The sequence below is a fragment of the Massilia sp. IC2-278 genome (assembly GCF_020708045.1).
Lineage (GTDB): Bacteria > Pseudomonadota > Gammaproteobacteria > Burkholderiales > Burkholderiaceae_D > Telluria.
The window spans coordinates 588,684-610,022 of sequence record NZ_JAJFES010000002.1; the positions used below are offsets into that span (position 1 = coordinate 588,684).

18 protein-coding genes and 1 pseudogene are annotated in these 21,339 nt (G+C 66.4%); 6 read left to right on the forward strand and 13 right to left on the reverse strand.

The annotated features are described in order from the left end of the window. Positions 1 to 29 precede the first annotated feature (29 nt). From LK540_RS07575 to LK540_RS07605, 7 genes are all read right to left on the reverse strand, one after another. On the reverse strand, positions 30 to 548 hold the full coding sequence (locus LK540_RS07575) for a Na+/H+ antiporter subunit E (protein WP_229436527.1): 519 nt from the start codon (positions 546 to 548) through the stop codon (positions 30 to 32). Further along, positions 545 to 2,176, reverse strand: a complete 1,632-nt coding sequence (locus tag LK540_RS07580) for a monovalent cation/H+ antiporter subunit D (protein WP_229436528.1) — start codon at positions 2,174 to 2,176, stop codon at positions 545 to 547. Before LK540_RS07580 ends, LK540_RS07575 begins: the two co-directional genes overlap by 4 nt. Further along, the gene (locus LK540_RS07585; protein ID WP_229436529.1) at positions 2,173 to 2,517 is read right to left on the reverse strand and encodes a Na+/H+ antiporter subunit C; all 345 of its coding nucleotides are present in this window, start codon (positions 2,515 to 2,517) and stop codon (positions 2,173 to 2,175) included. The genes LK540_RS07580 and LK540_RS07585 overlap by 4 nt, the downstream gene beginning before the upstream one ends. Then, positions 2,517 to 5,420, reverse strand: a complete 2,904-nt coding sequence (locus LK540_RS07590) for a monovalent cation/H+ antiporter subunit A (RefSeq protein ID WP_229436531.1) — start codon at positions 5,418 to 5,420, stop codon at positions 2,517 to 2,519. Before LK540_RS07590 ends, LK540_RS07585 begins: the two co-directional genes overlap by 1 nt. 49 nt (positions 5,421 to 5,469) lie before the next feature. Then, complete coding sequence (locus tag LK540_RS07595) at positions 5,470 to 6,372, reverse strand: universal stress protein (RefSeq protein WP_229436532.1); 903 nt, start codon at positions 6,370 to 6,372, stop codon at positions 5,470 to 5,472. A gap of 323 nt (positions 6,373 to 6,695) precedes the next feature. Next, the gene (locus LK540_RS07600) at positions 6,696 to 7,055 is read right to left on the reverse strand and encodes a DUF1428 domain-containing protein (RefSeq protein WP_229436534.1); all 360 of its coding nucleotides are present in this window, start codon (positions 7,053 to 7,055) and stop codon (positions 6,696 to 6,698) included. A 112-nt stretch (positions 7,056 to 7,167) separates the two neighbouring features. Further along, the gene (locus LK540_RS07605) at positions 7,168 to 7,716 is read right to left on the reverse strand and encodes a glutathione peroxidase (RefSeq protein WP_229436535.1); all 549 of its coding nucleotides are present in this window, start codon (positions 7,714 to 7,716) and stop codon (positions 7,168 to 7,170) included. A 147-nt stretch (positions 7,717 to 7,863) separates the two neighbouring features. On the opposite strand from LK540_RS07605, the gene LK540_RS07610 reads away from it, so the two are divergent. Then, positions 7,864 to 9,660 (forward strand): DEAD/DEAH box helicase, encoded by a 1,797-nt coding sequence (locus tag LK540_RS07610; RefSeq protein ID WP_229436537.1) that lies wholly within the window; start codon positions 7,864 to 7,866, stop codon positions 9,658 to 9,660. Positions 9,661 to 9,662: 2 nt separating this feature from the next. Further along, positions 9,663 to 11,624 (forward strand): UvrD-helicase domain-containing protein, encoded by a 1,962-nt coding sequence (locus tag LK540_RS07615; protein WP_229436539.1) that lies wholly within the window; start codon positions 9,663 to 9,665, stop codon positions 11,622 to 11,624. A 107-nt stretch (positions 11,625 to 11,731) separates the two neighbouring features. Here the strand turns inward: LK540_RS07615 and LK540_RS07620 are convergent, their stop codons facing one another. Further along, entirely contained in the window at positions 11,732 to 12,775 is a 1,044-nt protein-coding gene (locus LK540_RS07620; protein ID WP_229436540.1) for a hypothetical protein, read from the reverse strand. Positions 12,776 to 12,967: 192 nt separating this feature from the next. Here LK540_RS07620 and LK540_RS07625 point away from each other — a divergent pair, with 192 nt between their 5' ends. Both LK540_RS07625 and LK540_RS07630 read left to right on the forward strand, forming a co-directional pair. Then, positions 12,968 to 13,291 (forward strand): DUF3861 domain-containing protein, encoded by a 324-nt coding sequence (locus tag LK540_RS07625; protein WP_229436541.1) that lies wholly within the window; start codon positions 12,968 to 12,970, stop codon positions 13,289 to 13,291. A 454-nt stretch (positions 13,292 to 13,745) separates the two neighbouring features. Then, positions 13,746 to 14,948, forward strand: a complete 1,203-nt coding sequence (locus tag LK540_RS07630; RefSeq protein ID WP_229436542.1) for an MFS transporter — start codon at positions 13,746 to 13,748, stop codon at positions 14,946 to 14,948. A 50-nt stretch (positions 14,949 to 14,998) separates the two neighbouring features. Here the strand turns inward: LK540_RS07630 and LK540_RS07635 are convergent, their stop codons facing one another. Beyond that, the gene (locus tag LK540_RS07635) at positions 14,999 to 15,826 is read right to left on the reverse strand and encodes an AraC family transcriptional regulator (protein ID WP_229436543.1); all 828 of its coding nucleotides are present in this window, start codon (positions 15,824 to 15,826) and stop codon (positions 14,999 to 15,001) included. A gap of 135 nt (positions 15,827 to 15,961) precedes the next feature. Then, positions 15,962 to 17,743: a glycoside hydrolase family 2 protein gene (locus tag LK540_RS07640; protein ID WP_229436544.1), complete on the reverse strand. Its 1,782-nt coding sequence runs from the start codon at positions 17,741 to 17,743 to the stop codon at positions 15,962 to 15,964. 162 nt (positions 17,744 to 17,905) lie between these two features. On the opposite strand from LK540_RS07640, the gene LK540_RS07645 reads away from it, so the two are divergent. Continuing rightward, entirely contained in the window at positions 17,906 to 18,505 is a 600-nt protein-coding gene (locus tag LK540_RS07645) for a DUF4254 domain-containing protein (RefSeq protein ID WP_229436545.1), read from the forward strand. Here LK540_RS07645 and LK540_RS07650 read toward each other — a convergent pair whose 3' ends face one another. The 3 genes and pseudogenes from LK540_RS07650 to LK540_RS07665 form a co-directional block, all read right to left on the reverse strand. Continuing rightward, positions 18,506 to 19,696, reverse strand: coding sequence for a transposase (locus LK540_RS07650; protein WP_229436546.1), 1,191 nt, complete (start codon positions 19,694 to 19,696; stop codon positions 18,506 to 18,508). After that, a pseudogene (locus LK540_RS07655) lies at positions 19,687 to 19,818 on the reverse strand (IS607 family transposase); the annotation flags it as partial. The gene LK540_RS07650 and the pseudogene LK540_RS07655, both read right to left, overlap by 10 nt. A gap of 234 nt (positions 19,819 to 20,052) precedes the next feature. Then, positions 20,053 to 21,105 (reverse strand): glycosyltransferase family 9 protein, encoded by a 1,053-nt coding sequence (locus LK540_RS07665; RefSeq protein WP_229436547.1) that lies wholly within the window; start codon positions 21,103 to 21,105, stop codon positions 20,053 to 20,055. On the opposite strand from LK540_RS07665, the gene LK540_RS07670 reads away from it, so the two are divergent. Further along, the gene (locus tag LK540_RS07670) at positions 21,100 to 21,306 is read left to right on the forward strand and encodes a hypothetical protein (protein WP_229436548.1); all 207 of its coding nucleotides are present in this window, start codon (positions 21,100 to 21,102) and stop codon (positions 21,304 to 21,306) included. The two genes, LK540_RS07665 and LK540_RS07670, sit on opposite strands and share 6 nt — an antisense overlap. Positions 21,307 to 21,339 lie beyond the last annotated feature (33 nt).

Genomic DNA, 21,339 nt, shown 5'->3' on the forward strand with positions numbered 1-21,339 from the left:
CGCACACCAGGGCGTAGCCGACGGATAACTCAAGCAGGGTCGCCACGGGCTGCCTCCGTTTCAAAAATCTCGATCAAGGGTTGTTCATAGCGGGTCTTGATGGTGTCGATCCACCACTGCTCGTCGTGCAGATCGAACACATGCAGCGAAAGCTGGTAGCCGTCTTCCAGGATCTCGACCCAGACCGTCCCCGGTGTCATGTTGATCAGGCAGGACAGCATGGCCAGGCCGTAGGGGTCGGTCATCGTCAGCGGAATGCGGATGAACTGCGAATTCACCTGGTTGTAGTCGGCGAACAGGATGATGCGGCTGACGTTGAAGCAGGAACGCACGATCTCGACGCCGGCCATGCCGATCAGGCGAATGAAAGTGAGCGGCGCGCGCAGGCGCGGGTAGCCGAGTGGCTGCAGGTTGCGCACCAGTAGCGGCACGACGATGCCCAGCAAGGCGCCAAGCAGGATGCTGGCAGGGTCGAAGGCCTGGTTCAGCAGCAGCCACAGGATGCACAGGGCCAGCGACACCAGCGGGTAAGGAAGCCAGCGTGTCATGGCGCGTCTCCCCTGGCGGCCGGGCCGGGAACGGCCGGCTCCTGCAATACCCGCTCGATGTAGTTGGCGGGGCGGTGGATGTCGGCGCTGGCGCGCCCCAGGTAATCGAACAGGGGCCGTGCCTGCACCGTCATCGCCACCGACAGCAGCAGCAGGGCCGTGATCGGCGCCACTTCCGACAAATGCAGGCGCGGCGGCGTGACCACGGGCGTGGCCCAGAAGGTGCGCACGCCGAAGCGCAGCATCGAGATGATGGCGATCAGGCCCGAAACGAAGATCAGCGCCATCAGGACCCAGCCGGCATTGCGCACGGCCTCGCCCTCGGGATTGAGCAGCGCGTGGAACATGCCGAACTTGGCGACGAAACCGGACAAGGGCGGCAGGCCGGCGATCATCAGGGCGCAGGCGGCAAAGCTCACCGACAGGAAGGCCATTGCCGCCGGCACGCCCTTGCCGCGCGGTTCGTTCGGGCTGTCGTCGGCTTCCTCGTCGTCGACGGCCCAGGCTTCCATGGTCAGGGCCAGCATGGCCGCGCTCGGGGTGCGGATGCGGTCGATCAGTTCGATCAGCAGCAGGAAGGCGGCCACCGCCAGTGTCGAGCCGATCAGGTAGTACAGGCCGGCCGTCACCAGCGAGGGCTGGCCATAGCCGATCACCGCCAGCAGGGTGCCGGACGAAATCACGGCGCTGTAGCCGGCCATGCGCCCGGCCGTGTCGGTGGAGAGCATGCCGGCCGCGCCGAACACGATGGTGGCCATGCCGCCCCAGAGCAGGGCGTCGAAGCCGAAGCCGGCGCTGGAGCCTTCCGAGAACAGCAGCAGCCACAGGCGCAGGATCACGTAGGCGCCGACCTTGGTCATCAGCACCAGCATGGCGGCGACGGGAGGCGATGCGGCGGCATAGGTGGTGGGCAGCCAGAAGCCCAGCGGCCACATCGCGCCTTTTACCAGGAAGGCCAGCACCAGTACCGTCACGCCGAGTTTCAGGAGACCACTGCTCTCGGCCGGCATGGCGGCGATGCGCGCGGCCAGGTCGGCCATGTTCAGGGTGCCGGTGGTGGCGTAGATCAGCGAGGTCCCGAGCAGGAACAGCAGGGCGGCGGCCAGGTTGACGGCGATGTACTGCATGCTGGCGCGCAGGCGCTCGGCGTTGTAGCCGTGCAGGACCAGGCCGTACGAGGCGGCCAGCATCACCTCGAAGAACACGAACAGGTTGAACAGATCGTGCGTCAGGAAGGCGCCGTTAATCCCCATCAGCAGGATCTGGAACAGCGGGTGGAAGTGCACGCCGATGCGGCTCCAGCGCTGCATGGCGTAGTGCAGGGCGGCCAGGGCCAGCACGCTGGTGAGCAGCAGCATCAGCGCAGATAAACGGTCGGCCATCAGGGCGATGCCGAAGGGCGCCGACCAGTTGGCGGCCAGGTAGACGCCGATGCCGCCCTGCCAGACTTCGCGGTCGGTCTGTAGCATCAGCATCACGGCAATCGCCAGCTGGCCGAGCACCGAGGCATAGGCCAGGCCGAACTTCAAACGGTGCCTGCCTTGCGTGAACGGCGCCAGCAGGGCGGCGCAGATCAGCGGCAGCAGGATCGGCAGGATCACCAGGTGCTGGGAGAAGCTGAAGCTCATACCTCCGGTTCCTCCCCGTCCACGTGGTCGGTGCCGGTGAGGCCGCGCGCGCCGATCATCACCACCAGGTACAGGGCCGTGGTGGCGAAGCCGATCACGATCGCGGTCAGTACCAGCGCCTGCGGCAGCGGGTCGGCCAGCTGGCTGGGGTCGACGGCTGTGCCGGCCGGGGTGAACGGGGCTTTATCCAGCCAGACCCGGCCCATGATGAAGATGAAGAGGTTGACGGCGTAGGACATCAGCATCAGGCCGGTGAGTACCTGGAAGCTGCGCGGACGCAGCAGCAGCCAGATGCCGGAGCCGAAGACGATGCCGATGGCCAGGGCGATGACGAGTTCCATCAGGCGATCTCCTTGGTGGGCGGCATGGCGTGGCGGTTGGCGCCGGGCGGCATGCGGTGGCTGCGCAGCGACTGGTGCGCCAGCGCGACCAGGATCAGCATGGTGGTGCCGACCACCACCAGGAACACGCCCAGGTCGAACACGAACGCGCTCGGGATGTGGATTTCTCCCAGCAGCGGCAGTGTCACGTGCGCGGTGTGGCTGGTGAGGAAGGGGTAGCCGAAGAACCAGGCGCCGATGCCGGTGAGGCAGGCGGTGAGCAGGCCAAAGCCGATCCAGCGGTGCGGGCGCAGGCGCAGGTGGGATTCGACCCAGTCGGTGCCGGCTACCATGTACTGCACGATGAGGGCGGTGGCGAAGATCAGGCCGGCCACGAAACCGCCGCCGGGCAGGTTATGCCCGCGCATGAAGAAGTAGACCGCGATCATGCCCATGAAGGGCAGCAGGAAGCGCAGATAGACCGCCGGCACGGCCAGGTAGCCGCTGCGCGCCTGCACCGCCGGCACCTGGGCAACAGCCGGATCGACGTCGGACGCCTGCTGCACGGGAATCGCCACGCTTTCCGGCGCCGGGCGGAAGCGGCGCAGCAGGGCGTACACGGTGAGCGCCACCGCCGACAGGACGGTGATCTCGCCCATGGTGTCGAAGCCGCGGAAGTCGACCAGCAGCACGTTGACCACGTTGGCGCCGCCGCCTTCGTTCAAGGCGCGCAGCAGGTAGAAGTCGCTGATGGTCTTGGTTGGCTCGCTGGTCAGCAGGGCCCAGGTAGCGGCCGCCAGGCCCAGGCCGCCGGCCGCGGCAATCGAGCCGTCGCGCGCGCGGCGCAGCCAGGTACTGCGCGGCACGCGCGGGGCCAGGCCGGGCGGCGGCAGGCGCGGCGGCAGCCAGCGCAGGCCGAGCAGGATCAGCACCGTGGTCACGGTTTCCACCATCAGCTGGGTGAGCGCGAGGTCGGGCGCCGACAGCCACAGGAAGGTGAGACTGACCACGATGCCGACGCCGCCCGCCAGGATCAGCGCCACCAGCCGGTGGTATTTCGCTTGCCAGGCGGCGCCCAGCGCGCAGGCCGCGCCGATCAGCCACAGCAGGGCGAACAGGATGTCGACGTCGGCCAGGCCGGGCATGGCGAGGCTGGGGAGCGGGCGCACCAGCAGCAGCGGCACCGCCACCATCGCCAGCATCAGCACCAGCAGCTGCGGCTGCAGGCGCAGCGTGCCGGCGCGGCGCAGCAGCCAGGCCGCGGCGGCGTACAGGCCGAGCAGGGCGTTCTCGTAGGCTTGCGCGCCTTTTACGCGGTGCAGCACCGGCACCCGGTCGCGTTCGGCCAGGTTGAAGCGGCGCCGCAGCACGACATAGAAGGCCAGGCCGCCGAGCAGGGCGATGATGCTCATCACCAGCGGCAAATTGAAGCCGTGCCAGATGCCGAGGTCGTACTCGGGCATGTCCGGGCCGACGACGGAATGCGTGGCCACCGCCAGCACATCGCCCACCACGCGCTCGGGCATCACGCCGACGGCGATGCACAGCAACACCAGGCATTCGACCGGGAAGCGCATCCAGCGCGGCGGCTCGTGCGGGCTGCTGTGCGGCAGGTCCTGGGCCAGCGGCCCGAAGAAGACGCTGATGAAGCGCAGCGAATAGGCCACGCTGAACACGCCCATCAGCACGGCCGCCACCGACATCGACCAGTCCTCGGTGCCGCCGACGATCATGGTCTCGGCAAAGAACATCTCCTTCGACAGGAAGCCATTCAGCAGCGGCACGCCGGCCATGGCCGCGCTGGCGACGATGGCCAGGGCCGCCGTGTAGGGCATGGCTTGCCGCAAGCCGCGCAGCACACGCATGTCGCGCGTGCCTGTTTCATGGTCGACGATGCCGACCGCCATGAACAGCGAGGCCTTGAACACGGCGTGGTTCATCACGTGGAACACGGCCGCCACCACCGACAGGGGCGTGCCTATGCTGAGCAGCACGACGATCAGGCCCAGGTGGCTGATGGTGGAATAGGCCAACAAGCCCTTCATGTCGTTCTGGTAGATGGCGAAGAAGGAACCGATCAGCAGGGTGCAGACGCCGGCCGTGCCGAGGATCCAGGTCCAGGCTTCGGTGCCGGACAAGGCCGGCCAGAGGCGGATCAGCAGGAAGACCCCGGCCTTGACCATGGTGGCCGAGTGCAGGTAGCTCGACACCGGCGTGGGCGCGGCCATCGCGTGGGGCAGCCAGAAGTGGAAGGGGAACTGCGCGCTCTTGGTCAGCGCCCCGAGGACAACGAGTACCAGCGCCGGCAGGTACAGGTCGTGGGCGCGGATGCGGTCGCCGGCGGCCAGCACCAGGTCGAGGTCGTAGCTGCCGACGATGTGGCCGAGGATCAGCACGCCCGCCAGCAGGCACAGGCCGCCGACCGTGGTGACCGTAAACGCCATGCGCGCGCCGCGGCGGGCGTCGTTGCGGCTTTGCCAGTAGCCGATCAGCAGGAAGGAGGTTAGGCTGGTGAGTTCCCAGAACACCACCAGCTGGATCAGGTTGCCCGACAGGACCACCCCCAGCATCGCGCCCATGAAGGCCATCATGTAGGCGAAGAAGCGCGCCACCGGGTCGCGCGGCGACATGTAGTAGCGCGCGTAGAGCAGCACCAGCAGGCCGATGCCGAGCACCATGACCGTGAACACCCAGGCCAGGCCGTCCATGCGCAACACCAGGTCGAGGCCGAAGGCGGGTAGCCATTCGTAGTGGGCCTTCAGGGTGTCGTGGGCGGCGACGTCGTCGAAGCGGGAGATGGCCAGCGCCAGGGCCAGGCCTGTCGCCAGGGCGGCGGCGCCGAAGGGCCGGTTGCGCGATCCGTCCGGCATGCAGCCGGCAACGAAGGCGCCGAGGAAGGGGAGGAGGACCAGGAGTTCGAGCATGGACTATCCTGCCTGGCGTGGCGGACGCGTTCGACGAGGCGCGTGCATGTCAGCGGTCCCCATCGCGCGCTCCCGTGTTGACCAGCAGGGTGTCGCAGTCGAGGCCGCGCAGCACCTGCTCGCCCTTGCTGTCCATGAACAGGCGCAGCATGCCGGACTGGCTGTGCAGGCCGAGCACGGCGAGGTCGACCCCGTGTTCGAGGGCGTAGCGGGCGGTCAGCAGTTCCGGCGCGCCGGCGGCGCTGTCGATGGCGATGCGGGCGCGTACCTGGGGCGCCAGCGTGCAGCTGTCGATAAATTGTTCGCAGCGTAGCCGGATTGCGCTGGTGTTTGCACCAGGATTTGCGCTGCTGTTTGCACTGGCGTAAGCGCTCGCGGCGTCTGTGGTGCGTGAACCGTCGGCCAGGCTTTCCAGCCCCGCTTCGTGGACATGGAAGACGATCAATTGCGCGTCGGGGAAGAGGCGGGCGGCCGTTTCCAGCGCCAGGCGCGCGGCCGGGGAAAAATCGGTCGGCACCAGGATGCGCGCGTAGGGAGCGCGGGCGCGCTGGCGCACCACCAGCAGCGGCTGCGCCAGGTCGCGGGCCACCTGTTCCACGGTCGAGCCGAGCAAGATTTCGCCCAGGGTATTGATGCGCGCATCACCAACGATGACGAGTTCGCTGTCGGTCTGCGCGGCTGCGGCCAGGATGGCGTCGGCCACATCGCCATCGGCAAACTGCAGGCTGACGGGAAAGCCGGCGTTCTCGAATTCGCGGGCGATGTCGCACCGCGCGGCGAATTCCGCTTCGGTGCCTGCTTCGCTGCCGGCCAGCCATTGCACGACTTCCGCCGGCACCTGCGGACCTTCGCGCACCGTCAGCAGCGTCAGCTGCGCGTTCCATTGCGCCGCCAGCGCCTTGGCGCGCTCGAGCGGACGGTCGCAGCGCGCACTCAGATCGGTGGCGAGCAACAACTTCCGTGGCTGTGACGCATCGTACCCTTCGTTCACGCAAACCTCCGCACAGGACTGGACAAAGACCAGCCTCACTGTACTGTTTTTACATGGATTGCGGCAACGCGTTAGCCTCGTGAAACCATTGTTGACTTGGCAAGGGTCGTCCCACGCCGGCATGTGTGGTCTACCTCAACAATTGTTTGGTACTGAAAACAATTGTTGAGTTCCTCGTGGAAGCCATCGCCGACGTCGTGGGGCGGACGTGCGCGGGCGCGGGCTGCCGGGGTGGCGGCAGCCCGGTGCATGGCCCAGCGCCGGCGGATGCGGCGGCCGGCGAACTAGGAATCGACCCGCATTTCGAAGCCGCCGTAGATCATGCGCTTGCCGTCGAAGGGCATGTTTTCCGGCTTCATGTATTCGGCCATGCGCGGGTCGTTCATGACCTTGTCGTTGGCGGCGTCGCGCACCTCGCGCGAGGGGTAGACGATCCAGGAAAAGATGACGACTTCGCCGTCCTGCAGGTTCACGCTCTGCGGGAAGGAGGTCAATTGGCCGGGCTTGACGTCGTCCGCCACGCATTCGCGGAACTCGATGGCGCCATGGTCGCGCCAGATGGCGGATGCATTGCGCGCCATCTCCAGGTAGGCATCGAGCTTGTTCTTTGGAACGGGAATCACGAAACCATCGACATACGCCATGATGTTCTCCTCGCTGTAAAGGTGCTGTTCAGACCTCATCGACAAGCAAAAAATCCTGGGGCCCGCGCCGGGCCTGACGTATGTCTAAACCGGCACGTCGAAACCGATGCGATTAACCGAGCGCTGCCTCGATTGCGGACACCAGTGCCGGATCGTCCGGTTTCATGTCCGGCGCGAAGCGGCCAATGACTTTACCATCGCGGCCGACCAGGAACTTCTCGAAATTCCACATTACGTCGGTCGGGTTTTTCGGGCTCAGGCCGTGCTGGGCCAGCTTCTCGCCGAACTGGCTGCCCTCGGCCTGCCGGGCCTGCGGCTGCTCGGCGATCAGTTCGCGGTAGAGCGGGTGGCGGCCCTCGCGGTTGACCTCGATCTTCTCGAACATCGGGAAGCGCACGCCGTAGTTGCGCTGGCAAAAGTCGGCGATCTCGGTTTCGCTGCCTGGTTCCTGGGCGCCGAAGTCGTTGCACGGGAAGCCGAGCACGACCAGGCCGCGCTCTTCGTATTGTTCGAACAATTTTTCCAGTCCCGAGTACTGCGGGGTCAGGCCGCATTGCGAAGCAACGTTCACGATCAGCATGACCTTGCCGCGGTAAGCGTCGAGCGAAGCGGATTGGCCTTCGAGGCGGCGCAGGGGAATGTCGTACAGGTTGGCGCTCATGTGTCGGTATCCTGAAGTGGCAAAGACACCATCCTACATCGCTCCGGAAAACCACGCTGGCGCCACCTGCTCATGCGTGGCGGCCAGCCGTGCTTGACGCCAGCCCTGCGCCGTCTTATAAGCCATGCTTCACCGTACAAGCCATCCATGACCCAGCCAGCCGACAAAGCCGCCGCAGCAGCCGAACGTGCACGCCAGCAGTCGCACCGCTATGCGCGCCTGCTCGACGGCCTGCGCGCGTTCGTGCAGGCCGAGCGTGAGGCGGCCCAGGAACAGCTGTTCGAGGTCTGGCGCCAGCCGCTGGCGGACCGCCTGGCCAAGGGCATGAGCCAGCGCTTCCTGAAACTCGAGAACGGTCCCGACACCGGCACGCTCTGGGCCTATACCGACGGCACCGACTCGCGCTTCCGCGAGGGCGACCTGGTCTGCCTGCACGGCGGCTCGCCGCTGACGGCCATGATCGCGCGCGAAGCCGCCTTCGAGGCCGAGGACGAAGACCGCTGGCTGCTGCGCGTGCGCCAGGCCGGCGCGATCGTGCGCGAATTCGGCGACACGCCCTGCTACGTCGACCCCGACGACTTCGACCTGTCGAAATACTACGACCAGGTGCTGGAAGACATCGGCCAGACAATCCCGCCCTCGCGCGCCCACTACACCTTGATGCCGCTGCTGGACGGACGCATCAGCGATGCTTTCGACCCGCGCGACTTCGAGGAAGCCGAAGCCGCTGCCCTGGCTGTGGGCCTGAACGCCGCCCAGGCCGAGGCGGTCGGCAAGATCCTGGCGGCCGAGCAGGTGGCCTGTATCCAGGGGCCGCCCGGCACCGGCAAGACGCGAGTGCTGGCGCTGGCGGCGCGCCTGCTGGCCGAGCGCGGCGAGCGCGTGCTGGTCACCTCGCACACCCACATGGCCATCAACAACGCGCTGAACAAGATTGCGGCCCAGGGCGTGAAGGTGGCGAAGATCGGGCGTGGCACGCAAGCGCTCGGCCTGGAAGGCGTGAGCGGCGCCGACAGCTTCGCCGAATGGCATGGCCGGCCCGAAGGCGGCTACGTGGTCGGCGCCACACCGTTCGCCACCTGCACCTACCGCCTGGAGAACTGCGAGTTCGACACCGTGATCTTCGACGAGGCCAGCCAGGTGACGCTGCCGATGGCGCTGATGGCGATGCGGCGCGGCAGCCGTTTCGTGTTCATCGGCGACCAGAAGCAGCTGCCGCCGGTGCTGCTGGCGCGCTCGGTGCTCGAGGATATCCCCGGCTCGATCTTCGCCAAGCTCACCGCGCACAACGTCGACAGCGTGATGCTGACCGATACCTACCGCCTGAACGCGGAACTGACCGCCTGGCCGAGCAAGTCCTTCTACCAGGGCCGCCTGCGCGCGGCGGGGCCGAACCGCGAACGCAGGCTGGTGCTGGACGAACGCGCCGGCCCGGACGTCTTCGACGCGGTACTGCGCGACCCGGCCAGCGCCGTCTTCATCCCGACCACCGACCCGACGGCGCGCAGCCGCAACCCGCAGGACGCCGAACGGGTGGCCGGCCTGTGCGCCGCGGCGATCGAAGGCGGCCTGGCGCCGCACGACATCGGTATCGTCACGCCCTTCCGCGCCCAGGGCCGCACGGTACGCCGCGTGCTGGCCGAGCACCTGGGCTGGCACACGGCGCAACAGATCGTGGCCGACACCGTCGAGCGCATGCAGGGCCAGGAGCGCGAACTGGTGATCCTGTCGCTCGCTGCCGGCAACCTGCGCTTTCTTGCCGCGGTGGCCGGCTTTTTCTTCCAGCCCGAGCGCCTGAACGTGTCGGTCACGCGCGCCATGACCAAGCTGGTCATCATCGGCCCCGAGCTGCCGCCCGAATTCCAGGCCCTCGACGATGAAATGGCGCGCTGGCTGGACCTGTACCGCAGCCTGCTGGCGCAGGCACGGCGCATCGAGTTATAAGCATGGCCCTCTTCATTCCGGAATGGACGCGCGCCAGCGGCCGCCAGTTGCAGCTCAAGCGTGTACTCAATGCACTCGATGAAGCGAGCGTGGTGCGCAAGCCCCTGCGCGAGGAGGCTGGCGCGCCCGAGCTCTTCATCGAGCATCCCGAGCGCGGCTGGCTGGCGCTGGCCATGGTCGATACGCCTTTCGACGCCCTCGATGGCGCCCAGCTGTTCGCGAACGACACCCGCGCCGCCTTCGAGGCCCAGCTGGCAGCCTGGCGCGCCGCGTTGCCGCCGGCCTTGCCGCTGCTGGTGCTGCTGTGGGCCTGCAGCGACGACGAAGCGCATACCCTGGCGCGCCAGCTGGGCGAACAGCCGGCCCTGCACCTGCTGGCGCGCGAGGGTTTATTGGCGCGCGGCGCGGAAGCATTGGCGGCGCTGCAGCGGCCCGTCTCGCCGCAGGAAGACGAGGGCCTGCGCACGCGCTTCTTCCCCGAGTCCGCAATTGCGCTGGCCTCGGTGGCGCGGCGGCGCTTCCTGCGCAACAACCAGGCGCAGCTTTTCCTCGACGCCCAGCAGGAATGGGCTTCCAAGCTCGATCTCGATCTCGAGCAGGAGCTGGCCATGCCCGACGAGCAGGCCGCCGCCGCAGCGGACTTCGCCGTGCGCCTGGTGAACGGCGTGGCCGGCAGCGGCAAGACCCTGATTGCGCTCAGCCGCGCGCTGCTGCTGGCGCGCCTGCATCCGCGCGAGCGTGTGCTCATCCTGATCCACAACACGCCGATCGTGGCCGACATCCGCGAGCGCCTGCACCGCGCCAACGGCAGCCTGCCGCGCAACCTGGAGATCACCACGTATTCGGCCTGGGCCCACCGCCAGTGGCGCCGCCTGTACCGCGCGCCGCTGGCCATGCCGTCCGACCCGGCGCACCTGCCGCAACTGCTGCACCGCCTGCGCACAAGCTGGCCGGAACTGAAGCTGCCCGATGCCCAGCTGATCGAGGAGTTCGACTTCCTGAACGAGATGCTGGTCGCCAGCGAAGCCGAATACATGGACACCAGCCGCGCCGGCCGCGGCTTCGCGCTGCGGGCCAGGGAGCGCAGCGAGGTCTGGCAGCTGTTCACGGCCACCACGGCCGCGCTGAAAGAACAGGGCCTGCGCATGTGGAGCGCGGTGGCCACCGATATCTGCCGCGCGCCCGACCACGCGGCCCTGGAGCGCTACGAACACATCCTGGTCGACGAAGCCCAGTTCTTCGCGCCGTCCTGGTTCCACACCGTGAAGCTGGCGCTGCGCCGGCAAGGCCGCCTGTTCCTGTGCGCCGACCCGAACCAGGGCTTCATGAAGAGCCGCCTCAGCTGGCGCAACGCCGGCCTGGACGTGACCGGCCGTACCAAGAAGCTGCTGCGCTCCTACCGCACCACGCAGGCGATCCTGCACACGGCCGGCACGCTCTTGAATCGCACCGTGCAGGACGATCCCGAGCACTACCTGGCGCCCGACTATGCCGGCATGGAGCAGGGCGCCCCGCCGATCCTGCTGCGCGTGGCATCGCCCCAGGATGCGGTCGACCGCGCCGTCAACGAGATCGTGGCGCTGGCCGCGCGCCACAAGCTGCCGCTGTCGAGCTTCCTGGTGATCTACGGCGCCGGCACGCCGAAGAAGCTGCTCTACGAACGCCTGTGCCGCGCGCTGGGATCGCAGCGCATCTGGTGGCTGAACAAGGACAAGAAGCAGCCGCCCGCCGGCTACGGCCCCGACTACCTGCGCCTGGCGAACCTGGAGACGGCGACCGGGCTGGAGGGCGCGGTGGTGTTCCTGCTGGGGATGGAGGATTTGCTGTTCGACGGCGCGCCCGGACAGGAAGCCGATGCGCGCAAGCTGTACATGGCAATGACGCGGGCCAGCCACCGGCTGGTGATGCTGAGCTGTGGGGAGCTGCCGGCGGATGCGGCCGCACTGTTTCGGCTGGAGGCTTGATCTTGCCGGGACAGGCCGCGCCGCTGTGCGCGCAGGGATGAACGCGTGGGCGGCGCGTGTGGCGCGGCTGCGCAGCGGGAACGGGTGGAGCCGGCCACCCTACGACATCAACGGCCGGCTGCGGCGTTGTCGAGCTCCGTCAGCTGTTTGATGCGGCGCGCGGTGAGCAGGGCGCGCAGGCCGGAACCGGGCAGCGCCGGGTAGCGGATCGCGCCGAACAGCTCCATCGCATCGCGGTAGGCGAGCCAGGCGTGCTGGGTCTTTTCGACGCCGGTCTTGCGAATCGAGCCGAGGTAGGCGCCGCTCGCCGGGCGGTTCAGCATGAACTGGCGGTAGAGCGCATCCATCTTCTTTTCCAGGCTGGCGAATTCCGCTTCCGAGAAACGCGGCCCGCGGCCCGCCTCGAAATCCAGCACGTCAGCGGCAAAGGTATCGAGTTCGGCCGTCTGGGTTTCCAGCTGCAGCGAACGCGCCGCGCCACTATCCTTGTCGGTTTCATAATCCATGCGGTGCTGGGCGAAATACTGCGCCGCCTTGCTCGCCATCTCCAGGCCCAGCTGCTCCTTTTCGGTCCAGCCGCGCGACAGGGTGGCCAGCTGGGCGGCGCGCTGCTTGCCACGCTGGCGCTCGCGCACCGCGCCGCACTGGCCGCGTATCTCGGCGCTGGCCACGTCGTCGCACAAATCGACCGGCCCCGGCTCCCGGTTCGCGGCCACGCGCTGCAGGTGCTGGACCCGGCTCTTCATTTCATTGACCGGGCTCTGGATGCTGCAGGCATGGCGCGTGGCCAGGGCCAGCTGCGGCATGGCGCCGTGGCCGTTCGCATACAGCATCATCAGCACCCCGTGGGCGTTCGTGCGCGCCGCGCAGGCGTGCACGCGGCGCCAGTCGGCCTCGCGCGCATCGGGAGCGGCGAGGGTGTCGTAGTAGAGGGTGGAGGCGTCGCAGCGGCCGGATTCGATGGCGGCCGGCGGCGGCTGGCGCGGCTTTTCAGCGCGTACGCGCAGGCACTGGCGGTACCAGTCGCTGCCGCGGCGGACTTCGGGCGGTGCGCCGTACACGTTCGGGTAGGGCGCGGCGGCGGCGTTGGCGCTGCTCAGGAGCAGTGCCAGGAGCAGTGTCAGCAGCGGGGGCCAGGATGCGTGCGTCATCGCGTTCTCCTTGGTGTCGGGTTAAAGGTTTCCAGTCGAAGTTTCCAGTCGAAATTTCCAGTCGGAAGCTTCAACGCTACCGTGAGCCATGCACAGGAGTCGTGATGTGGCGCAAGACGGCCAACGCGGGCGCGGTGTGTGGCGTGGCTGCGGCATCATGTTCCTTTGAACATGGACCAGGAAGGAGCATTGATGAGTGCGCACAATTTCCGGATCACCCTCGAATACACAGGCGGCAAGAAGGAAGCCGATCCGCCGGCGCCGCTTTCCTTTGAGGTCGGCAACCACGACGATATCTTCGAGATCATCGCCCGGGTACGCGGTGCGGGGCGTTTCGAACACGACGAAGCGGCTGCGCTGGCGCTGGGCATGAAGCTGTTCAGCGAAGTCATGCTGGCGCACCGCGACGATCCGCTGTTTGCGCCGATCGCCGCCGCCTACCGCGAGTACATCGCGGCGTTTAAGACGCAGATGCGCGCAGCGGGTGAGGCCGGCAAGACCGACCAGGGCGGCTAACTCATCTGCTGCTCTGCAGCAAAAACCCGCCAGCCGGACGCTTGTCCGGCTTTTTTATAGCTGCGAAAAAGAACAATGTGTCGCCGCTTCTGCAAGGCTTCGTCACACTCTCTTACATTCGAGTGAGCAAAAGTAGCTTGCCGACATGTAAGACGAATCACACCCCGTATGCCTCTGTTAACAGTTAAAAAGTTGACTGTGAACATCACGCAACGCGCATAAATTTTTTCCGCATGGAAAATGCAAAAGCGCGCCGAGATGCGTATAGTGCCTCCCATCAGCTTCCTGACGCCAACTTTTTCGGTTGGCGTTTGTTTTTTCTGCCCCAGTTAGCAAGCTTTTACGAATGGCAGAGCAGCTGAAAAAAAATTCTTCCAGGCGGAAACTTTCCGATTGGATCGCACTCTTAAGAAACTCCTGTAGCCACAGGCTCTTACAACTAGATTCATACCAAATGCAAACTACTGTTCCAGCCGTTGACACCCTGAACACCGCAAGCGCCGCCGGCAGCGCCGTTGCCTCGCGCCGCAGCAAAGTCTTCGCCCAGATCCAGAACCTGTCGCTGCCGGTGATGTTCACCATTTTCGGCGTGATCATGGGTTCGTGGGCCGGCCGTATTCCGGCCATGGCCGCACGCCTGAACATTTCGCACTCGTCGCTGTCGATGGTGCTGCTGTGCGGCGGCGTCGGCGCCCTGCTGTCGTTCCCGGTCTCGTCCTTCCTGATGCGCCGCTGCGGCGCGCGCAAGACCATGCTGTACTCGGGCCTGGCCCTGCTGGCCGTGCTGGTGGCGATCGGTATCGCCCCGACCGTCGCCAGCGTGATGGGCGCCGTCCTGATGCTGGGCATCACCGCCAGCACCTATGACGTCGCCATGAACGCCGCCGCCAGCAAGCGCGAAAAAGCCACCGGCAAGTCGGAAATGTCGATGCTGCACGGTCTGGCCTGCGCCGGCGGCCTGGCTGGCGCCACCCTGGGCAGCGTGATGGCCGGCATGAAGGTCGCGCCTGCGATTCACTTCATGATGGTTGCCGGCCCGATGGCCGCCATCCTGTGGGCCGCCTCGCAAGTGCTGAACATCTCGGACGAAGCCGAGCAAGTGGAAAAGAAGAAGTTCGCCCTGCCGCGCGGTCCGATGGCACTGCTGGGTCTGCTGGGCTTCCTGGGTTCGATGTCGGAAGGCTCGATCGCCGACTGGAGCGGCGTGTTCCTGAAAGAACACTTCCACGCCACCGACGGCCTGGCGCCGCTGGCCCTGTCGTGCTTCTCGGTCATGATGCTGCTGTCGCGCCTGGTTGGCGACAAACTGAAGACCCGCTTCGGCGCCCAGCGCCTGGTGACCGTCGGCGCAGTCGTCTCGGCCATGGGACTGTTCTTCGCGGTGCTGGCGCCGAGCGCCCACGCCGCACTGGGCGGCTTCGCGGTCGCCGGCCTCGGCCTGTCGCTGCTGTTCCCGTTCGTGTTCAGCGCCGCCGGCGCCCAGGGCCCGATCGCCCTGGCAGGCGTGGCCAGCATGGCCTACAGCGGCACCCTGATGGGCCCGCCGGTGATCGGCGCCATCGCCAGCCACGTCGGCATGCAAATGGCCATCGGTTATGTCGGCGTGCTGTCGATCGTGATCGCCCTGGTTGCAAGCCGCACCAAGCTCCTGAAGTAAGCAGTCAATCTTCCTGAAGCAGTACCCTACGGCGCCGGCTGAGAGCAATCTCAGGCCGGCGCCGCTTCTTTCAGCCACTGCCGTGGCGAACATCCCACCATCGTCGTGAACGCGCGTGTGAAGGCCGGTGCGCTGGTATAGCCCGCCTGGGCGCTGACCACCTTGACCGGCAAGCCCTTGCGCAGCAGGTTCTGCGCCATGCCGATGCGCCAGCGCGTCAGGTATTCGCCGGGCGGCATGCCCACCACGTTGCGGAAGTGCTCGGTAAAGCGGGCGCGCGACATGCAGGCCAGGCGCGCCAGCGAGGTCAGCTGCCAGGGTTCGTGGGCGCGTTCGTGGATCGCCGCCAGGGCCAGGGACAACTGGCGGTCGGCCAGGCCCGCCAGCAAGCCGACCGACATCTCTCCCTTGTCGAACTCATTGCGCAAGACCTGCACCATCAGCACGTCGCACAGGCGGTCGAGGATCACCTCGCGCCCCTGGCTGGGGCTGGCCGCCTCCGTGAACAGCAGCTCCAGGGTCTGGCGCAGGGCGCCCATCTCGTTCAGCGGCTGGTACAGGCGGTCGGGCAGGGCGCGCGCCAGCGGGTTGGCGCCGCCATCCTCGAAGCTGATGTGGGCGCACAGCAGGATGGCGCTGGCGCCGTCGGGGATTTCCAGCGTGTGCGCGCTGCCGCGCGGGTAGAACACCATCGCCGGCTCGTCCACGCGCAGCGGCTCGGCGCCATCCTGGCGGAAGACGACCGGCCCGGAGCGGATCAGATGCAGCTGTCCCGCGGCCGGGTCTTCCGGAAAAGAGTTGGCGTCGCAAAAGACGCCATTGAAAAACACACGTGCACGGAACGAGTAACGGCCTACCAGCGACGAGATCTTGTCCATAAAAATGAGAATTTGACGAATTCACCATCCATTCTGGACGATTTGCTAAGTCTTGGAAAGCGAATTGCCAGGTTTCCGTGCCTGCAGGACAAAAAATCTGACAATGCGTTGTTTCTTTTCCGCAAATCCGTTAATTCACCAGGCGTCCGGCCACAGGCTGCGGTGCAGGGCGTCCACCTGCTCGGGCGGCAGGCGCGGTTCGCGCTGCGCCGTCAGCAAGCCGTTCTGCTCGTGCTCGACGTCAGTCAGCTGGGTGTAGCACAGCCCGGCCAGGAAGGAGAGCGAGCCCAGGCCCTGCATCAGGGTCTGGTAGCGCTGGGCCAGCTCGTCGACGTCGCCGACGTTGCCGTAGTGGTCGTACAGGCGGTCGCGCCGCCGTTCGGACCCATCGGGCTTGAGCAGGTAGCCGCCGACTTCGGAAAACACGATCGGCTGGCCGCGGTACTGGGCGCCGGCCAGGAACAGTTCGCGCGCCTTGTGCCAGCCGGTTTCCGGCGGCAGGCCGGTGAGCAGGGTGCCGGCATAGCGCTCCAGCAGTTTTTCCACCGGATGCGAATAATCGTGGATGGTGCAGATGTCGGTGACGTCGGTGTGCTGCCAGCCGTCGTTGTCGATCACCGGGCGGGACGGATCGACCATGCGCGTGCGCGCCACCATGCGTTCGAGGAAATCGTGCTGGTGCGGGTGGCGCGTGAGTTCCGGGAAGCCGAAGCTTTCCACCACCGGCACCCAGCCGACGATGGACGGGTGATTCGCGTCGCGCACCACGGCGCGCAGCCATTCCAGCTCGAGCCGCTCTTCCGACTCCTCGGACCAGGAGCGCGCGTTCGGCATTTCTTCCCACACCATCAGGCCCAGCACGTCGCACCAGTAGAGCCAGCGTTCGTGCTCGATCTTCTGGTGCTTGCGCACGCCGTTGAAACCGAAGCGGCGCGCCCATTCCACATCCGCGCGCAAGGCCTCGTCGGACGGCGCGGCCAGCAGGGTGTCGGGCCAGTAGCCCTGGTCGAGGGCCATCAGCAGGAAGGTGCGCTTGCCGTTCAGGTGGAAGAAGCCGTCCTTCAGTTCGATCGAGCGCAGGCCGGCATAGGCTTCGACCGTGTCGACAGGCTGGCCGCGATGGAGCAGGCGCACGCGCAGCTTGTACAGGTGCGGCGAGGCGGGCGACCAGGGGCGCGGGTCCGGCACCCGGGTGCGCAGGTCCAGGCTGGCGCCGCGGCTGGCAACGCGCGCCGTGGCGCAAATTTCTTCCGAGTCCAGGCTCTCCAATACGTCGAGCTCGGCTTCCCAGTCGCTGGCCGGGCCGTGCAGGTGGACGGTCAGGGCCAGCGTGCCGTCCGGGTGCGCTTCGTGGATGCGCAGGTGGTCGATGCGCAGCGCCGGCACCGGTTCGAGCCAGACGTTCTGCCAAATGCCGCTGGTGCAGTAGTAATAGATGCGCACCGGCGTGCCCGAGGACGACTGCTTGCCGCGCGGTTGATACGGGTCTTGGCGGTCTTCCACGCGCAGGGTGACGCGGTTGACGCCCGGCTTCAGGTAGGGCGCGATGTCGAAGGAAAACGGCACGTGGCCGCCGCGGTTGCGTCCGGCAACGCGGCCGTTGACCCAGACGTCGGCGCGGTAGTCGCAAGCGCCGAAATGCAGCAGCAGGGCGCCGTAGTCCCAGCCTTCGGGCACCTCGAAGCTGCGGCTGTACCACATGATCTCGTGGATGTCGCGGGTGCCGATGCCGGAGGCCTGGGATTGATAGGGAAAGGGCACCAGGATCTGCCGGGGAAGCGTGCGGCCGTCGAACCAGCGCTCGTGCAGGCCGGCGTCCTGGTCGTCGAAAGCGAATTCCCAATAGCCGTCGAGGCTGGCCCATTGCTGGCGCACCATTTGGGGGCGCGGGTGGTGCGCGCGGGGGTCTACAAACATTTGCATGATGGTCGTGAAAGCAGGGTGGGGGGAGGGGCGGAACTCGGTATTCACTGCGTATTTGCGCTCTCGTAAAGTACACTCCAATGGCGCAGAACTTTCAAGCCCCCACTTGCCTCCAATGATGAGCCGAGCAAACCTGCTCGCGACAAGGAGGCGGCGATGCTGCACGAACCCGATGTACGCTCGATCACCCAGTATCATGACGCGGTATTGCGGCTGTCCGCCACCGACGCGCCGGTGCCGATCACGGGCCGCGGCGCCTGGCCGGCCATCGCCGCGAACCACGAATTTAATGTGCTGTTGTGGCGAGAAGAAGACAAGGCACGCCGGCGCGACGTAGCCGCCAGCGAAATCGCCGCCAACAAGCGCCACATCGACGCCTACAACCAGCAGCGCAACGACGCCGTCGAATCGATCGACGAAGCCATCCTGGCCGGGCTGGCGCAGGCGGCCGTCGTACCCGGCCCCGGCGCCTGGCTGTCGAGCGAAACCGCGGGCGCCATGATCGACCGCCTGTCCATCCTGGCCCTGAAGATCCATCACATGCGCGAACAGACCCGCCGCATCGACGCCGGCAGCGCCCACGTCCAGGCCTGCGCCGCCCGCCTGCAGCGCCTGCAGCAGCAGCGCGCCGACCTGGCCGGCTGCCTGGAACGCCTGCTGCGCGAGGCCGAGGCCGGGCGCGCCCGGTTCAAGGTGTACCGGCAGTACAAGATGTACAACGACCGTTCACCCAGACTTACCAAAAGCTACACATAGTTAGCTCTTGCGCTGGCTTCCTGCTTCACTGGAGCCGGTTCCACCCTGCGCCTCAGGCACAGGGCCAGCGCCTTCTCCTCCACAGGCCGATGCGGTGGAACTCACCGCCATGTTTTTCAAATTGATTGCTGCATTCATGTCGCGGTCGTGCAGCGCCTCACACGCCGGACAGGACCACTGGCGTGTTCCCAGATCGAGCACGTCGAGCTGATGTCCGCAGCCTGAACATGTCTTGCTGCTGGCATACCAGCGGTTCACGATGACGAGTTGACTGCCACGCTGTTGTGCCTTATACGCGAGCTGACGCCGTAGTTCGGCAAACCCCATGTCGGCAATAGCACGTGACATACAGCGGTTGGCGAGCATGCCCTTGACGTGCAAGTCCTCGATGCCGATGGTGTGGAAGCGACGGGTGATAGCTGTGCTGAGCTGATGCAAGCTGTCGGCACGCACGTTGGCGATCCTGGCATGCAAGCGCGCCAACTTGGTTTTCGCCTTGCTGCGATTGCGTGAGCCCTTCACCTTGCGCGACAGATTGCGTGACAAGCGCCGCAGACGATCCAATAAAGTTCGCAGTGCTTTCGGTCCGGCTACGGTTTCTCCGGTCGATAAAGTCGCCAAGTGCGTCACACCAAGGTCAATACCTACCGCGCCTCCGTTTTCGGCGTGCGGTAGCGGTACTTCCGGGATGTCGACAGTGATGCTGGCATACCAGTGATCGGCGGTACGCGAGATCGAAGCCGAGAGAATTTTCCCTGTAAAGCGCAAGGCTTCGCGCATTCTTACCCAGCCGAGTTTCGGAAGTCGAATGCGCTTGTTCTCGACGCGGAACTGGTCGCTGGTCAAGGCGAACCGGTCATCGCGGCCCTTGCGTCGGAACTGCGGGTAGCGTGCCCGTTTTTCGAAGAAATTCTGGAAAGCGCGGCCGAGCTGGATGATTGCCATCTGCGGTGCGCTCTTCGTTACCTTCAGCATCCACGGAAACTTCTGACGTTTAATCGCGTTGAGTTGGCGCCGCAATGCCGCTTCATTTGGCTTCGGCAAGGCTGGATCGGCTTTATACGCCGCGTACTGGCGCTGCCATTCGGCTAGGGCCCAGTTGTAGGCAAACCGGGCAGTTCCGGCCGCACGTGCCAGATACGTAGCCTGGAGATTGTTGGGATCGAGACGGATACGGTGGGCTAGGAACATTGTGTCTCCTTTATCGCATGCTCCATGCCGTCGATTAGTTTCTGATTACGGTGACCGCGGCTTCCGTACAGCCGGGCGGAAAACACGGTGATGATCTCGAGTACATCGGCCACCAACTCCTCGGTCCTGGGCGGCACCAGCTGGCTGCGGGCCTCCCAGCGCCGCAAGGTGCTGGTCGAGACACCGAGTGCTTTTGCAGCCAAACTGATGGAGACGACTTATTCATAATGCGTACGACTGCGCATACTTGAACATGTTCCCTCATTCTTTTACAAGCCCTGCCTGTACGGGCAAGCGCGCAACTCCGGGCGGGCTGCGCCGTAAAGGGCGAGCGATGATCGGCCTGTAGCATTCGCCTACCAGTACGGCCACATTCCCGCCCTGCGCTGCCGGCCGGGGTCGGTCCCGGCCAGCAGGGCGCGTGCATGCTGGAGCACGGCGGCCGAGCGCTGGGCGTCCGGGTCCCAGATGCAGCGGTGGTTGTCGCGGTCGAGCGGGGCCCAGCGCGCGATGTCGGCCTTGCTGAAGATGACCACGCTTTTCAGGCGCAGGCCGGCGGCCATGTGCGACACGCCGGTGTCGTTGCAGACCAGCAGCCGGGCCTGCTTCATCAGCACCGCCATCGCCCCGATCGAGATTGGCGCGGCCGCATTCACGGCGCGCGCCTGCATGTGGCTTGCCACTTCCGCGGCCAGGTCGGCTTCGTCGGCCGAACCGGTCAGCACCACGTCGACCCCGAATTCGGCGGCCAGGCGGTCCGCCACGTCGGCGAAGCGGCGCGCCGGCCAGCACTTGTCGCGCTTGCGCGCGCCGGGATGCACGCAGATATAGCCGCCGGGTTGCAGGCCCGTGGCGATGCCGCTCGCTTCGAGTTCCTGCCGGTCTTCCGAAGCCAGCGGGAATTCCAGGTAGTCGCCGACCGCGCTGGCCCCCAGCCGCTGGACCAGGTGCAGCAGCCGTTCGGATTCCGCCCCGACTTCGGGGTAGGGAAACAGCACAGTGCGCTCGGTGGCAACCGGTTTGCCCTGGCAGTGGCCGGCCACGGCATGGGCGCCGAAGCCGGCGACGATCTCGTTACTGATGCCGCCATTGCCGTGCAGCTGCAACGCCAGCGTGAAGCGGCGCGCGCACATGCTGGCGTAGAAGGGCGTCAGTTCCTCGTGCCGCACCGGCTGCTCGGGCAGCAGCGGATGGCCGGGAAAGGGCAGGAAGTCGTCGATGTAGTGGCGAAAGCGCGCGGCGAACTGGCTGGCCCAGGGCAGGCCGACCAGGGTGATGCGCGCATGCGGCAGCGCCGTGCGCAGCGCGCGCAGGGCCGGCACCGCGCACAGCATGTCGCCCAGGTGCAGGGCGCGGAACACGGCCACGGAATCGATGTCGAGCCGGTGGAAAAGCGGACGGCGTTGCACGGTCTTCTCCTCGATGAATGCCGGGCCATGGCCGGTACTGGGGCGCTGCCTGCGTCACGCGCGCTTTGCGCTGGCCGCATTGGCCGCATTGGCCGCATTGGCTGCATTGGCTGCAACGGCTGCAACGGCTGCAACCGCTGCAACCGCTGCAACGGCTACAACGGCTACAACGGCTACAACGGCTACAACGGCTACAACTGAGCGCACTGGCCGCGCCGGCGCCCTTGGACCCAT

Excerpts from the sequence above, each read along its gene's own strand:
- LK540_RS07575 (WP_229436527.1), bottom strand. The coding sequence starts at position 548 with ATGACACGCTGGCTTCCTTACCCGCTGGTGTCGCTGGCCCTGTGCATC.
- LK540_RS07585 (WP_229436529.1), bottom strand. The coding sequence starts at position 2,517 with ATGGAACTCGTCATCGCCCTGGCCATCGGCATCGTCTTCGGCTCCGGC.
- LK540_RS07625 (WP_229436541.1), top strand. The coding sequence starts at position 12,968 with ATGAGTGCGCACAATTTCCGGATCACCCTCGAATACACAGGCGGCAAG.
- LK540_RS07650 (WP_229436546.1), bottom strand. The coding sequence starts at position 19,696 with ATGTTCCTAGCCCACCGTATCCGTCTCGATCCCAACAATCTCCAGGCT.
- LK540_RS07590 (WP_229436531.1), bottom strand. The coding sequence starts at position 5,420 with ATGCTCGAACTCCTGGTCCTCCTCCCCTTCCTCGGCGCCTTCGTTGCC.
- LK540_RS07640 (WP_229436544.1), bottom strand. The coding sequence starts at position 17,743 with ATGTTTGTAGACCCCCGCGCGCACCACCCGCGCCCCCAAATGGTGCGC.
- LK540_RS07645 (WP_229436545.1), top strand. The coding sequence starts at position 17,906 with ATGCTGCACGAACCCGATGTACGCTCGATCACCCAGTATCATGACGCG.
- LK540_RS07580 (WP_229436528.1), bottom strand. The coding sequence starts at position 2,176 with ATGAGCTTCAGCTTCTCCCAGCACCTGGTGATCCTGCCGATCCTGCTG.
- LK540_RS07600 (WP_229436534.1), bottom strand. The coding sequence starts at position 7,055 with ATGGCGTATGTCGATGGTTTCGTGATTCCCGTTCCAAAGAACAAGCTC.
- LK540_RS07605 (WP_229436535.1), bottom strand. The coding sequence starts at position 7,716 with ATGAGCGCCAACCTGTACGACATTCCCCTGCGCCGCCTCGAAGGCCAA.
- LK540_RS07610 (WP_229436537.1), top strand. The coding sequence starts at position 7,864 with ATGACCCAGCCAGCCGACAAAGCCGCCGCAGCAGCCGAACGTGCACGC.
- LK540_RS07615 (WP_229436539.1), top strand. The coding sequence starts at position 9,663 with ATGGCCCTCTTCATTCCGGAATGGACGCGCGCCAGCGGCCGCCAGTTG.
- LK540_RS07635 (WP_229436543.1), bottom strand. The coding sequence starts at position 15,826 with ATGGACAAGATCTCGTCGCTGGTAGGCCGTTACTCGTTCCGTGCACGT.
- LK540_RS07620 (WP_229436540.1), bottom strand. The coding sequence starts at position 12,775 with ATGACGCACGCATCCTGGCCCCCGCTGCTGACACTGCTCCTGGCACTG.
- LK540_RS07630 (WP_229436542.1), top strand. The coding sequence starts at position 13,746 with ATGCAAACTACTGTTCCAGCCGTTGACACCCTGAACACCGCAAGCGCC.